12 protein-coding genes are annotated in these 13,117 nt (G+C 61.3%); 8 read left to right on the top strand and 4 right to left on the bottom strand.

Annotated elements, in window-relative coordinates; genetic code table 11:
- The 4 genes from MUM_RS0107110 to MUM_RS0107095 form a co-directional block, all read left to right on the top strand.
- On the top strand, positions 1 to 466 hold a 466-nt coding region (locus MUM_RS0107110; RefSeq protein ID WP_010168516.1), incomplete at its 5' end, for a methionyl-tRNA formyltransferase.
- On the top strand, positions 463 to 1,773 hold the full coding sequence (gene rsmB, locus MUM_RS0107105; RefSeq protein WP_010168513.1) for a 16S rRNA (cytosine(967)-C(5))-methyltransferase RsmB: 1,311 nt from the start codon (positions 463 to 465) through the stop codon (positions 1,771 to 1,773). The genes MUM_RS0107110 and rsmB, both read left to right, overlap by 4 nt.
- 22 nt (positions 1,774 to 1,795) lie before the next feature.
- Positions 1,796 to 3,169: a Trk system potassium transporter TrkA gene (gene trkA / locus MUM_RS0107100; protein ID WP_003213611.1), complete on the top strand. Its 1,374-nt coding sequence runs from the start codon at positions 1,796 to 1,798 to the stop codon at positions 3,167 to 3,169.
- An 18-nt stretch (positions 3,170 to 3,187) separates the two neighbouring features.
- Positions 3,188 to 3,496 (top strand): tetratricopeptide repeat protein, encoded by a 309-nt coding sequence (locus tag MUM_RS0107095; RefSeq protein WP_010168510.1) that lies wholly within the window; start codon positions 3,188 to 3,190, stop codon positions 3,494 to 3,496.
- 80 nt (positions 3,497 to 3,576) lie between these two features.
- On the opposite strand, the gene MUM_RS0107090 is transcribed toward MUM_RS0107095, so the two are convergent.
- A complete protein-coding gene (locus tag MUM_RS0107090) occupies positions 3,577 to 4,464 on the bottom strand; it encodes a lysophospholipid acyltransferase (protein ID WP_003213605.1) in 888 nt (295 codons plus the stop codon).
- 40 nt (positions 4,465 to 4,504) lie between these two features.
- The gene (locus tag MUM_RS0107085) at positions 4,505 to 5,062 is read right to left on the bottom strand and encodes a DNA-3-methyladenine glycosylase I (RefSeq protein WP_010168509.1); all 558 of its coding nucleotides are present in this window, start codon (positions 5,060 to 5,062) and stop codon (positions 4,505 to 4,507) included.
- A gap of 81 nt (positions 5,063 to 5,143) precedes the next feature.
- Between MUM_RS0107085 and glyQ the strand changes: the two genes are divergently transcribed.
- The 4 genes from glyQ to MUM_RS0107065 all read left to right on the top strand — a co-directional run bounded on the left by glyQ (position 5,144) and on the right by MUM_RS0107065 (position 9,542).
- A complete protein-coding gene (glyQ, locus tag MUM_RS0107080; RefSeq protein WP_003213601.1) occupies positions 5,144 to 6,097 on the top strand; it encodes a glycine--tRNA ligase subunit alpha in 954 nt (317 codons plus the stop codon).
- On the top strand, positions 6,094 to 8,148 hold the full coding sequence (glyS, locus tag MUM_RS0107075) for a glycine--tRNA ligase subunit beta (protein WP_010168508.1): 2,055 nt from the start codon (positions 6,094 to 6,096) through the stop codon (positions 8,146 to 8,148). The genes glyQ and glyS overlap by 4 nt, the downstream gene beginning before the upstream one ends.
- On the top strand, positions 8,148 to 8,687 hold the full coding sequence (gene gmhB, locus MUM_RS0107070) for a D-glycero-beta-D-manno-heptose 1,7-bisphosphate 7-phosphatase (RefSeq protein WP_177324990.1): 540 nt from the start codon (positions 8,148 to 8,150) through the stop codon (positions 8,685 to 8,687). Before glyS ends, gmhB begins: the two co-directional genes overlap by 1 nt.
- An 84-nt stretch (positions 8,688 to 8,771) precedes the next feature.
- Complete coding sequence (locus tag MUM_RS0107065) at positions 8,772 to 9,542, top strand: lysophospholipid acyltransferase family protein (RefSeq protein WP_010168506.1); 771 nt, start codon at positions 8,772 to 8,774, stop codon at positions 9,540 to 9,542.
- A gap of 180 nt (positions 9,543 to 9,722) precedes the next feature.
- Here MUM_RS0107065 and MUM_RS0107060 read toward each other — a convergent pair whose 3' ends face one another.
- Positions 9,723 to 12,014, bottom strand: a complete 2,292-nt coding sequence (locus MUM_RS0107060; protein ID WP_010168505.1) for a CHASE2 domain-containing protein — start codon at positions 12,012 to 12,014, stop codon at positions 9,723 to 9,725.
- An 18-nt stretch (positions 12,015 to 12,032) separates the two neighbouring features.
- The gene (locus tag MUM_RS0107055) at positions 12,033 to 13,028 is read right to left on the bottom strand and encodes a FecR family protein (protein WP_029615792.1); all 996 of its coding nucleotides are present in this window, start codon (positions 13,026 to 13,028) and stop codon (positions 12,033 to 12,035) included.
- Positions 13,029 to 13,117: the final 89 nt, after the last annotated feature.

The raw sequence follows: 13,117 nt of genomic DNA, 5'->3' as shown, positions 1-13,117 counted from the left end.
CGGCAGCCTGCACGATCGCCTCGCCGAAATGGGCCCGCCAGCTGTAGTCCAGGCCATCGCCGGCCTGGCCGCCGGTACCCTGGAAGGCGAAGTGCAGGACGACAGCCTCGCCACCTACGCCCACAAATTGAACAAGGATGAAGCCCGCATCGACTGGAGCCGCCCAGCCGTGGAGCTGGAGCGCCTGGTGCGTGCCTTCAACCCGTGGCCGATCTGCCACAGCACCCTCAATGGCGAAGCCTTGAAAGTCCTGGCCGCTACCCTGGCCGACGGCAAGGGCGCCCCCGGCGAAATCATCGGCGCCAGCAAGGACGGTCTGCTGGTAGCCTGCGGTGAACAGGCGCTGTGCCTGACCCGTCTGCAATTGCCCGGCGGCAAGGCGCTGAACTTCAGCGATTTGTTCAACAGCCGCCGTGAGAAATTTGCCGTGGGTATCGTCCTCGGCCAAGCGGTGGACGCTCAATGAACCCACGTCTGGCCGCCGCCAAGGCCCTGGCCGCCGTACTCAACGGCAAGGCTTCCCTCAACAGTTCGTTGCCGACCCAACTGGATAAAGTCGAGGACCGTGACCGCGGCTTTACCCAGGACCTGGCCTTCGGCACCGCCCGGTGGCAGCCACGATTGTCGGCGCTGGCGGCCAAGCTGCTGCAAAAACCATTCAAGGCGGCGGACGCCGATGTGGAAGCGTTGTTGCTGGTGGGCCTGTACCAACTGCTCTACACCCGCGTGCCAGCCCACGCCGCCATCGGCGAAACCGTCGGTTGCGCCGACAAGCTGAAAAAGCCCTGGGCCAAGGCCCTGCTTAACGCCGTGCTGCGCCGTGCCCAGCGCGAAAGCGAAGCGCTGCTGGCCGAGCTGGAACATGACCCGGTGGTGCGCACCGCCCACCCGCGCTGGCTGCAAAAATCCCTGAAAGCGTTCTGGCCCCAGCAATGGGAAGCCATTTGCGCCGCCAACAACGCCCACCCGCCAATGATTTTGCGGGTCAATCGCCGCCATCACACCCGCGACGCTTATCTCTCTTTGCTGAGCGAAGCCGGTGTAGCGGCCACGGCCTGTGTCTACAGTCAGGACGGTATCGTTCTTACAGAGCCAGGCGATGTGCGTAACCTGCCAGGCTTCGCCGAAGGCTGGATCAGCGTGCAGGACGAAGCGGCACAACTCGCCGCTGACCTGCTGGACCTGGCCCCGGGCCAACGGGTGCTGGACGCCTGCTGCGCCCCCGGCGGCAAGACCTGCCACATCATGGAAGTGCAGGCGGACCTGGCCGGCGTCGTCGCCGTGGACCTGGAAGCCAAGCGCCTGGTGCGTGTGCGGGAAAACCTCGCCCGCCTGGGCCTGAGCGCCGAGCTGATCGCCGCCGATGGCCGCGACACCGCTGCCTGGTGGGACGGCAAGCCGTTCCAGCGCATCCTGCTGGACGCTCCGTGCTCTGCCACCGGCGTGATCCGCCGCCACCCGGACATCAAGCTGACCCGCCAACCTGACGACATCGCAGCACTTGCCGTGCTGCAAGGTGAGTTGCTGGACGCACTGTGGCCAACCCTGGAAGTCGGCGGCATCCTGCTGTACGCCACCTGCTCGACACTGCCGACCGAAAACACCGAGGTCATTGACGCCTTCCTTGCCCGTACCAGCGGCGCACGGGAACTGGACCTCGACATCCAGGCCGGGATCAAGCAGCCTCATGGCCGCCAGTTGCTGGCCCAGGAAGGCGGCCACGACGGGTTCTATTACGCCAAGCTGATCAAGATTGCCGCCGCTCGCGGCTGAATGGTTTTAAGGGAGTGACCGGATGAAAATCATCATCCTCGGCGCAGGGCAGGTTGGCGGTACGCTGGCCGAGCATTTGGCCAGCGAAGCCAACGACATCACCGTGGTCGACACCGACGCGGAGCGTCTGCGGGATTTGGGCGACCGCCTGGACATCCGTACCGTACAAGGCCGCGCCTCGTTTCCTACGGTGCTACGCCAAGCCGGCGCCGACGATGCCGACATGCTGGTGGCAGTCACCAACAGTGACGAGACCAACATGGTCGCCTGTCAGGTCGCCCATACCCTGTTCCACACCCCGACCAAAATCGCCCGGGTGCGTGAGGCGGCTTACCTGACCCGCGCCGGACTGTTCGACAACGACGCGATCCCGGTCGACGTGCTGATCAGCCCGGAACAGGTGGTGACCCATTACATCAAGCGCCTGATCGAACACCCGGGCGCCTTGCAGGTGATCGACTTCGCCGAAGGCAAGGCGCAGCTGGTGGCAGTCAAGGCCTACTACGGCGGGCCACTTGTGGGCCAGCAACTGCGTCAGTTGCGCGAGCACATGCCCAACGTCGAGACGCGGGTGGCGGCGATCTTCCGTCGCGACCGGCCGATTTTGCCCCAGGGCGATACGGTGATCGAGGCTGACGATGAGGTATTTTTCATCGCCGCCAAAGCGAACATTCGCGCGGTGATGAGCGAAATGCGCCGTCTGGATGAAACCTACAAACGCATCGTCATCGCCGGCGGCGGGCAGATCGGTGAGCGCTTGGCCGAGGCCATCGAAAGCCGCTATCAGGTGAAGATCATCGAGATGAATCCGGCACGCTGCCGGTACTTGTCCGACACCCTCGACAGCACCGTGGTCCTACAAGGCAGCGCCTCGGACCGTGACCTGCTGCTGGAAGAAAACATCGCCGACGCCGACATCTTCCTGGCCCTGACCAACGATGACGAAGCCAACATCATGTCGTCGTTGCTGGCCAAGCGGCTGGGGGCGAAGAAGGTGATGACCATCATCAATAACCCGGCCTATGTCGACCTGATCCAGGGCGGCGATATCGACATCGCCATCAGCCCGCAACTGGCGACCATCGGCACCTTGCTGGCCCACGTGCGGCGCGGCGATATCGTCAGCGTCCACTCGTTACGCCGGGGCGCGGCAGAAGCCATCGAGGCGATCGCCCACGGTGACTCGAAGTCGAGCAAGGTAATAGGCAAGGCGATCCGCGATATCGGCCTGCCGCCGGGCACCACCATTGGTGCAATCATTCGCGATGAAGAAGTGATCATCGCCCACGACGACACGGTAATCGCCACCGGCGACCACGTGATTTTGTTCCTTGTGGATAAAAAACATATCCGCGATGTGGAGAAGCTGTTCCACGTGGGCCTGAGCTTTTTCTGATCAGACGGAGTGACCGACATGCTCGAATCCCTGGAAAAAATGCTCGCCAAGGGTGTGGATAACTCACTGCTGCGGTTTGGCTTGGGCAAGGGTTACCTCGACCTGAAGGACAACGCCAAAGCGGCGGAGCATTTGCAGAAATGTGTCGAGTTCGATCCGAAGTATTCGGCAGCGTGGAAGCTGTTGGGTAAAGCGCAGTTGGGGCAGGGTGATCAGGCTGCGGCTCGGCTGGCATGGGAGCAGGGGATTACAGCGGCCCAGGCCCATGGAGACAAACAGGCCGAAAAAGAAATGACCGTGTTCCTGAAGAAACTCGATCGCGTATAGGCACTGGCTTTTGTAGTGAGCGGGCTTGCCTCCCGCGGGGCAAGCCCGCTCACCACAAAAACATCAGAACAGCTTCAACATCAGTACCACCGCGCCTCACCCGGCGGGCGTTTCTTGAAGCGCTTCATGCTCCACATGTACTGGCTCGGGTAAGCGCCCACATACCGCTCCACCACCTTGCTCATCGCCGCGCATGACGTCGCGGTATCCGTGCTGTACATGTCTTCCGGCGCCGCTTCCAGAATCACTTTGTAGCCCGAGCCATCCGGCAGCCGCAAAGCATGCAGGAACACCCCGACCGCCTTGTGCCCCGCCAACATGTTCGGCACGAACTTGCTGGTCAGCGCCTGGGTAGCAAAGAACGGCACGAATATCCCGGCCGATTCCGCAGGCTCAGGGTCGGCAGGAATGCCCACCTGGCCGCCTTTACGCACTTCCTTGATCACACTGAGGATGCCTTCCTTGGTAGACGCCGCCACGCGGTTGCCCAGTTGCACCCGTTGCTTGCGCAGCAAGTCATCCACCGCCTTGAGCTTGGGCGGACGGTAGAAAATGATCGGTTTGCACTGGCTGCAATAGAAGTGGTTCAACACTTCCCAGTTGCCCAGGTGGCTGGTGATGCCCACTACGCCTTTGCCCGAGGCCAGGGCTTCGTGCAGCACTTCCAGGCCTTCGACTTCGCGTACCAGGTCGATGGAGCGCTGGGCCGGCCAGATCCAGGCGCAGGCACTTTCGGTCAGGGACTTGCCGATGTCCATCAGGCTGCGCCCCACCAGGCGCTCGCGCTCAGCCGGGTCCATGTCCGGGAAGCATTTGGACAGGTTGATCCGCACCGTCTCGCGGGAGCGGTTGGGGGTTTTCCACATGATCCAGCCAATTGCCGAACCGACCGCTTGCACCGCGCGCCAAGGCAGCAGGGCAAACAACCGAAGAGCGCCTACCAGCAAGGCGCCTTTAAACTTTTCCACAGGTCACTCCTGATCGTGTGTGGTGCGCAAAGCGCCCATTCTAACCGGCGTTGGCGAGGTCCGCGTAACGGTCGCAGTCCTGAGTGTGGTCCATGACCATCCCCGAGGCCTGCATGAACGCGTAACAGATGGTCGGCCCGACGAACGTGAAGCCGGCTTTTTTCAAGGCTTTGCTCATGGCTTCAGCCTCCGGCGTAATGGCCGGGACCTGGCTGCGATCCTTGAAATGATTGACCTTGGGCGCGCCGCCCACAAACGACCAGAGCAACCCCACCGGGTCCTCCAGCGCCAGCCAGGCGGCGGCATTGCGCCGGGTGGCATTGAGTTTCAGGCGGTTACGCACGATGCCCGGATCGAGCATCAGCGCTTCGATCTCGGCTTCGCTCAGTTGGGCCAGACGCTGCGCATCAAAACCGAACAAGACCTTTCGATAATGCTCGCGTTTGCGTAAAACGGTGATCCAGGACAGGCCCGCCTGGAACCCTTCGAGCAAAAGCAACTCGAACAGTCCCTGCGCATCGCGCAGCGGCGTTCCCCACTCCTGATCGTGATAAGCCATGTACAGCGGATCTTCAGAACACCAAAAGCAGCGTGGCATAAGGCTCCAGGGGATGGTGGCGCGGCCGAATCGGGTATACTCCCGCTCTTTAAATCGCAGCCCAAGTAACAGGTGAATTTCGTGAGCCAGCCTACGCCAGCCGTGCGTACCTTCCAAGACTTGATCCTCGCCCTCCAGCAATACTGGGCCGAGCAAGGTTGTGTGGTACTTCAGCCCTACGATATGGAAGTAGGCGCCGGCACTTTCCACACCGCTACCTTCCTGCGGGCCATCGGCCCGGAAACCTGGAACGCCGCTTATGTGCAGCCCAGTCGTCGCCCGACTGACGGCCGCTACGGCGAAAACCCGAACCGCCTGCAGCACTACTACCAGTTCCAGGTGGTTCTGAAGCCGAACCCGGATAACTTCCAGGAGCTGTACCTCGGCTCGCTGAAACACGTCGGCCTGGACCCGCTGGTCCACGACATCCGTTTCGTCGAAGACAACTGGGAATCGCCAACCCTCGGCGCCTGGGGCCTGGGCTGGGAAGTCTGGCTCAACGGCATGGAAGTGACGCAGTTCACTTACTTCCAGCAAGCCGGCGGCATCGAGTGCTACCCGGTAACCGGCGAGATCACCTACGGTCTCGAGCGCCTGGCCATGTACCTGCAAGGCGTGGATTCGGTCTACGACCTGGTGTGGGCTGACGGCCCGTTCGGCAAGGTCACCTATGGCGACGTGTTCCACCAGAACGAAGTGGAGCAGTCCACGTACAACTTCGAACACGCCAACGTCGAGAAGCTGTTCGAACTGTTCGACTTCTATGAAAGCGAAGCCAAGCGCCTGATCGAACTGGATCAGCCGCTGCCGTTGCCGAGCTATGAAATGGTGTTGAAGGCATCCCACACCTTCAACCTGCTGGACGCCCGCCGTGCCATTTCGGTGACTGCGCGCCAGCAATACATCCTGCGTGTACGCACCCTGGCGCGTTCCGTCGCCCAAGCCTATCTGCTGGCGCGCGCCAAGCTGGGCTTCCCGATGGCAACCCCGGACCTGCGTGATGAAGTGTTGGCTAAGCTGGAGGCTGCACAATGAGTGCTCAAGATTTCCTGGTTGAACTGGGCACCGAAGAGCTGCCACCCAAGGCACTCAACACCCTGGCCGACGCATTCCTGGCCGGTATCGAAAAAGGCCTGCAAACCGCTGGCCTGAAGTTCGCCGCAAAGAAGGTCTACGCCGCGCCACGTCGCCTGGCGGTGTTGCTCACCGCGCTGGAAACCCAGCAGCCGGACCGCAGCATCAACCTCGACGGCCCGCCACGCCAGGCCGCCTTCGACGCTGAAGGCAACCCGACTCAAGCCGCCCTTGGTTTCGCCAAGAAGTGTGGCGTCGAGCTGAGCGAGATCGACCAGAGCGGCCCGAAACTGCGTTTCAGCCAGGTCATCACCGGCAAGCCGACTGCCAGCCTGTTGCCGACCATCGTCGAAGATTCCCTGAACGACCTGCCTATTCCCAAGCGCATGCGCTGGGGTGCGCGCAAGGAAGAGTTCGTGCGTCCGACCCAATGGCTGGTGATGCTGCTCGGTGACCAGGTCATCGACTGCACCATCCTCGCCCAGAAGGCCGGCCGTGATTCCCGTGGCCACCGCTTCCACCATCCTGAAGCCGTGCGCATCACCTCGCCCGCCAACTACCTCAATGACCTGCGCGCAGCCTACGTGCTGGCAGATGCCAATGAGCGTCGCGAGCTGATCAGCAAGCGCACCGAAGAGCTGGCACGCCTGCAGGAAGGCACCGCCATCGTGCCGCCAAGCCTGCTGGACGAAGTGACTGCCTTGGTTGAGTGGCCAGTGCCGCTGGTGTGCTCGTTCGAAGAGCGTTTCCTCGACGTGCCGCAAGAAGCGCTGATTACCACCATGCAGGACAACCAGAAGTATTTCTGCCTGCTGGACGTGGACGGCAAGTTGCTGCCGCGCTTCATCACCGTGGCCAACATCGAAAGCAAGGACCCGCAGCAGATCATCGCCGGTAACGAGAAAGTCGTTCGCCCGCGCCTGACTGACGCCGAGTTCTTCTTCAAGCAAGACAAGAAGCAGAAGCTCGAAGACTTCAACCTGCGCCTGCAAAACGTGGTGTTCCAGGAAAAACTCGGCAGCGTCTACGACAAGGCTGTCCGGGTTTCCAAGCTGGCGGCCTACATTGCGCCACGCATTGGTGGCGACGCCGCCTGGGCTGCGCGTGCCGGTCTGCTGTCCAAGTGCGACCTGGCCACCGAGATGGTCGGCGAGTTCCCGGAAATGCAAGGCGTTGCCGGTTACTACTACGCCCTCAATGATGGCGAGCCGCAAGACGTTGCCCTGGCGCTGAACGAGCAGTACATGCCGCGCGGTGCTGGCGCCGAGTTGCCGACCACCCTCACCGGTGCCGCCGTGGCCATCGCGGACAAGCTGGATACCCTCGTCGGTATCTTCGGTATCGGCATGTTGCCTACCGGCAGCAAAGACCCGTATGCCCTGCGCCGTGCGGCCCTGGGCGTGCTGCGCATCCTGATCGACAAGAAGCTCGACCTCGACCTGACCCAGGCCGTGGTGTTTGCTGTCGGCCAGTTCGGTGCCAAGGTCAAGCAAGCGGGCCTGGCCGAGCAAGTTCTGGAGTTCGTGTTCGATCGCCTGCGTGCGCGTTACGAAGACGAAGGCGTGGACGTGTCGGTGTACCTGTCGGTGCGTGCCCTGCAACCGGGTTCGGCGCTGGACTTCGACCAACGCGTACAGGCCGTTCAAGCCTTCCGCAAGCTGCCGGAAGCCGATGCACTGGCCGCCGTGAACAAGCGTGTGTCGAACCTGCTGAGCAAGGCCGACAACCTCGGCAATGCCGAAGTCGACCCGGGCCTGTTCGCCGATGCCAAGGAGTTCTCGCTGAACTCGGCCATCGCCAAGGCAGAAAACGCAGTGAAGCCGCTGATCGCCGAACGCAACTACGCCGAAGCACTGGCGCGCCTGGCCACCTTGCGTGAGCCGGTGGATGCGTTCTTCGAAGCGGTGATGATCAATGCCGAAGACGCGGGCGTGCGGAAAAACCGCTACGCCATGCTGGCGCGTCTGCGTGGCCTGTTCATCAATATCGCTGACATTTCCGTACTGGGCTGATCATGTTCAAACTGCTGATTCTCGATCGGGACGGAGTGATCAATTACGACTCCGACGCTTACATCAAATCGGTGGCGGAATGGATTCCGTTACCCGGCTCGATCGAGGCCATCGCGCAGTTGAGCAAAGCGGGCTGGACGGTGGCCATCGCCACCAACCAGTCCGGCATCGCCCGCGGCTACTACGACATCGCCACCCTCGACGCCATGCACGCGCGCCTGCGCACGCTGGTGGCCGAGCAGGGCGGTGAAGTAGGGCTGGTGGTGTATTGCCCCCACGGCCCGGATGAAGGCTGCGATTGCCGCAAGCCCAAACCGGGTATGCTTAAAACTATTGCTGAACATTACAACGTGCCATTGGCTGGGCTATGGTTTGTCGGGGACAGCCTCGGTGACCTGGAAGCCGCCAAAGCCGTCGACTCTCAGCCAGTTTTGGTAAAAACCGGGAAAGGCGAAAAGACCCAGGCTAAAACCCTGCCGGTAGGCACCTTGATTTTTGACGATCTGGCGGCGGTTGCCGCAGAACTTATCAACAACTAGCAGCCCTTCTGACTTCCTGACCAAGGACTGTTCGGGAGCGCGCTTTTAACAGGCGGGCGTTGTCCCGCAACGGTAAATGCCGCCATGTCGATTTTGCAGGCCATCAGAACCTTCTTCTTTTACCTGCTGCTGGGCACCAGTTCTTTTCTCTGGTGCACCCTGAGCTTTTTTATCGCGCCTTTTCTGCCGTTCAAGGCGCGCTATCGTTTCATCAACGTCTTTTGGTGTAACTGCGCGTTGTGGTTGACCAAGGTGTTCCTGAACATTCGCTTCGAGATCAAGGGCGCCGAAAACGTCCCGGACCAGCCTTGCGTGATTCTGTCGAACCACCAGAGCACCTGGGAGACCTTCTTCCTGTCTGCGTACTTCTCGCCCCTGAGCCAGGTGCTCAAGCGCGAGCTGCTGTACGTGCCGTTCTTTGGCTGGGCCATGGCCATGTTGCGACCGATCGCCATCGACCGCGACAACCCCAAGGCTGCGCTCAAGCATGTGGCGAAGAAAGGCGACGAGCTGCTCAAGGATGGCGTCTGGGTGCTGATCTTCCCGGAAGGTACGCGGGTGCCCTACGGCACTGTGGGCAAGTTCTCACGCGGCGGTACGGCCTTGGCGGTGAACGCCGGCCTGCCGGTGCTGCCGATTGCCCACAACGCCGGCAAATTCTGGCCAAAGACGGGCTGGGCCAAGCGTGAAGGCACCATCACCGTGGTCATTGGCGAACCGATGTATGCCGAAGGCGAAGGCCCACGCGCGATTGCAGCGCTGAACGACCGTGCCCAGGCATGGAATGAAGCGCAACAACGGGCCATGGGTTCACTGCCGCCGGAGCCGGTTGTGGTCGACACGCCGGTAATTTGAGTTTCTGTGGATAACCTGTGTACGGTTTGTTGGCGAATTACGCTTTTTAGCTTATAGGCTGCTGATTTACTTACATATTTCCCAAGCTCATAAAACAACGGAAAAGGTGCATAAGTTTTTTCCGCATTAAAAAACCGGTCCTTGAGACCGGTTTTTTATGCACAGGTAAAAAGCTGCGGTTCACTCGCTCCACAACGGCAGTTGAAGGATGAAGGTCGTACCTTTATCCACCACACTTTCGCAGCTAATCCGCCCACCGTGGCGATCCACGACGGCCTTGACCATGGTCAGCCCCAATCCCAATCCCTCACTGCCCTGATCTGACGCGAAGCGCCGATATTGGCCAAAGAGTTCGGGCAGGTCCTGCGGCGCGATGCCTCGACCCTGGTCGCTGATACGGCATTCCAACCGGTCGTCACTGCGGGCCAGGCTCAATCTGACGGTGGTACCCGAGGGGCTGTATTTGACCGCGTTTTCCAACAGGTTGAACAAGGCACGGGTAAGCAGCGATTGATCCGCCCAGACCATCTCGTCGCCGTCTTCATCCAGGTCGTGGACCAACTGTATGCCTTTCAACTGGGCGTGCACCGCCACTTGATCAAAGGCATCCAGCACCAGCATGGCAAACAGGCTGGGTTGGAATTGGTAGCCATCAGATTCGGCTTTCGCCAGTTGCACGAAGGATTCGGTGAGGTTCAAGGCACGACGGACTTGTTGCTCGATCTGGGTAAATATTGGCGCGGCGCTGTCCTGGACATCCAACAAGGCGAGGATCGCCGAATGCGGCGCACGCAGGTCATGGGACAGAAAGCGCAGCAGGGTTTCCCGTTGCTGCTGTGCGTCGCGCTCGATGCTCAGGTCTGTGAGACTCAACAACCAGCCCAGGGCCACGTCACCGTCTGCCGGTAACAGTGGGGCCAGGTCGAGGCGCAGGCTGCGATTCAGGGTGTCACGAAACTCGACGATGTCCAGCGCCGACAGGGCAGGGCGAACGCCATTCTGCAGCGGTGGATAACCCAACGCCGCAAGCTGCTCCAACAGGTTTTCAGCCGCCAGTTCTCTGCCGAACACATCACGGGCGATCCGGTTGGCCAGCAGGATATTGCCCTTGGGGTCGGTAATCAGGGTCGCTACCGGCAAGCACTCCAGGCCATCCGCCATAAAGCGCCGGGTGTCCCGGGTACGGCTGACCGCCTGTTCCAGGGCAAAGATCCGTCCCTGCAATACATCGCCCTGGCTGGCGGGCGCTCTACGGCGCTCCGGGAGCACTTTGGGTTCGTTGTCCAGGCGTGCCAGCTCCCAGCCGAAGTAGGCCAGGATCACGCTCAGGCGCCGCCAGTTCCAGATCAGGTAACTGAGCAGCATGCCGATCAGGCACGCCGCCGGTGACCACCAATGGCCCAGGCGCAGCAGGCCCCATGAACCGAGAAGTGCGGCCCCCATGCAACCGAGGGTCAGCCACAGCGCATAACGCGGGCGAAACAACAGCAAGCCCAATAGCAGCGCGACCATCGCAGTGGCCAGCAGCGTCGCCCTCCATGCGGGCAGGTCAACGATGCTGCGCCCTTGCAGCAAGCCGTTGAGGATATTGGCCTGGATCTCCACACCCGGCGTGGTGCCGACGCTGGCCGACAGCGGCGTAACATAACGGTCGCCCATGCCCGGCGCCGTGGCGCCGATCAGGATCAAGCGGTTGCGCAGCAGCTCCGGCGGCACGTCACCGCGTAATACACTGATATACGGCACGCTGGGAAAACCGGCGTGGCTCGCGATGAAAGGTATTCGAATGGCATTTTCCCGCTGCCAGTGGATGCTGTCCGACGGACCAGGCGCCCCCGGCATTACGGATTGCTGGTCGCTCAATTCAAACGCCAACCAGGCCAGTTGGGGTGCCATATTGCCGGGCGGGCCTTCACGCAAATACAGGCTTCGAACGATACCGTCGCTGTCTGCCTCAACGTTGATATGGCCAACACTCCTGGCGCAATCACGCAGGGGCAGCACGGGCAGTATTTGTGCAACCGGTTGGCCGTAGCGGGGGGTGCCTTCGCGAATCAACGGCAGCAGAACGGTGCCGGCGTTGCACATGGCCTCGGCCAGCCTTAAGTCATTGGCCGGTTCCCGGGCGGGCTCACTGAAGATCACATCGAACAGAATGGCCGCAGGCTTGGCGGCACTTAGCCGATCCAGGAGGTCGGCATGGACGCGCCGGGACCACGGCCATTGGCCGAGTTGTTTCAGGCTCAGGTCATCGATCGTCACCAACAGGATGCGCGGATCCACCGGCAACGGCGCCAAGCGCCGAAGGCTGTCATACAGCAGATTATTGAGGGCCAGGCCCGGGCTCAGTGACAAAAAGGCTGTGATGGGCAGCAGCAACAGGCTGACCCAAAGCCATTCGCGTACCAGGCCATTGAACAGCCGCTGCGCCTGAGTCGGTTGGCGCTTTTCAGCCCTGCGCCACAGCCTCACCAGTGCGCTTCCGAAGCGCTACTGCACACGCGTCGCGGGCGGGTAATAGAAGATGTCATAGACGCCGGTTTCTCCCTCCAGCCCATGTTCATCATAGGCCGACAAACGTACGTGATAGAACGATGCTTTCAGCCCAGTGAAGCGCATTTGTGGCGTGTCGGAGAAGTTTTCCTGCTTGATGTTCAGGAACTCCTTATCGGTCGCGACCTGGGCCCTGTAACGTTGGGCACCGGCCAAGGGACGCAGGAACAGGGTCCATACCGGCGCATCGCCCTTCTGGCCGTCCTGGCCGACCAACCGTGGTGCATCAAGCAGTTCCACGGGTTTGAGTTCGCCCTGCTTCTTGAACGCCAGCCCCTGTCGCGCGCCGACTTTTACTTCGCCAGCAACCGGCCCGGTTATAGCCTTCTTCTTGATGGGCCGTGGGGTCGGCGGAGCGTCATCACGATTGACCGCCACTTGCCCATTGAGCACTTCCACCAGCGATTGTTCGCCATCGTTGCGCACACGGAAATGCGTGCCGCGCACACCCAGGACGCCTACCGGGGTCATGATCTGGAAACGGTCATAGTCGCTGGCACGCTTGATCACGTACGCCTCGACCTGACCTTCTTCAAGGATCACCTGGGGAATGGATTGTTCTTCGACCAGGTGCAATCGGACCTGGGAACTGGATGGCAAGACGATCCGCGAACCGTCCCCCAGCAACAGGCTGACAAACGCGCCCGGTGAGGTTTTCACGCTCTCTTGTTCATCGATGACCATACCTTCTTCCAGGTCGGTGGACACGCCCTTGGCATCCAGCTTCCAGGCTTCGCCGGTCAGGTGCTGCACCACCGCCGGCAGAGGCTGCGCGCGGCACATCTGCTTGTCATCGATATAGGGTGCGCGGGGAGGGGCGGGACGCGCCAAGGCCGGCAGACTCACTACGCCAAGCGTAACGATCAAGCCAGAACCCAACAGGGTAGAAACGGCAAAGCGGAGTCGGCAGGGGAAAAAGGTCATGGCGCTCATCAAGATTCTAGTTCTAATGGGTCATCAGAAAGCACGTTCAGGAAGCGTCTTGCAGCGAGAAGACCTTGAGTACCGTCTACGATACTCGA

The sequence above is a fragment of the Pseudomonas sp. PAMC 25886 genome, assembly GCF_000242655.1.
Lineage (GTDB): Bacteria > Pseudomonadota > Gammaproteobacteria > Pseudomonadales > Pseudomonadaceae > Aquipseudomonas.
The sequence above is the reverse complement of the archived record's forward strand: the minus strand, read 5'-3'. Positions and strand labels throughout refer to the sequence as shown.

Bases quoted from the DNA above. Each gene is read 5' to 3' on its own strand.
- rsmB (WP_010168513.1), top strand. From the start codon at position 463: ATGAACCCACGTCTGGCCGCCGCCAAGGCCCTGGCCGCCGTACTCAAC.
- trkA (WP_003213611.1), top strand. From the start codon at position 1,796: ATGAAAATCATCATCCTCGGCGCAGGGCAGGTTGGCGGTACGCTGGCC.
- MUM_RS0107095 (WP_010168510.1), top strand. From the start codon at position 3,188: ATGCTCGAATCCCTGGAAAAAATGCTCGCCAAGGGTGTGGATAACTCA.
- MUM_RS0107085 (WP_010168509.1), bottom strand. From the start codon at position 5,062: ATGCCACGCTGCTTTTGGTGTTCTGAAGATCCGCTGTACATGGCTTAT.
- glyS (WP_010168508.1), top strand. From the start codon at position 6,094: ATGAGTGCTCAAGATTTCCTGGTTGAACTGGGCACCGAAGAGCTGCCA.
- MUM_RS0107065 (WP_010168506.1), top strand. From the start codon at position 8,772: ATGTCGATTTTGCAGGCCATCAGAACCTTCTTCTTTTACCTGCTGCTG.
- MUM_RS0107055 (WP_029615792.1), bottom strand. From the start codon at position 13,028: ATGAGCGCCATGACCTTTTTCCCCTGCCGACTCCGCTTTGCCGTTTCT.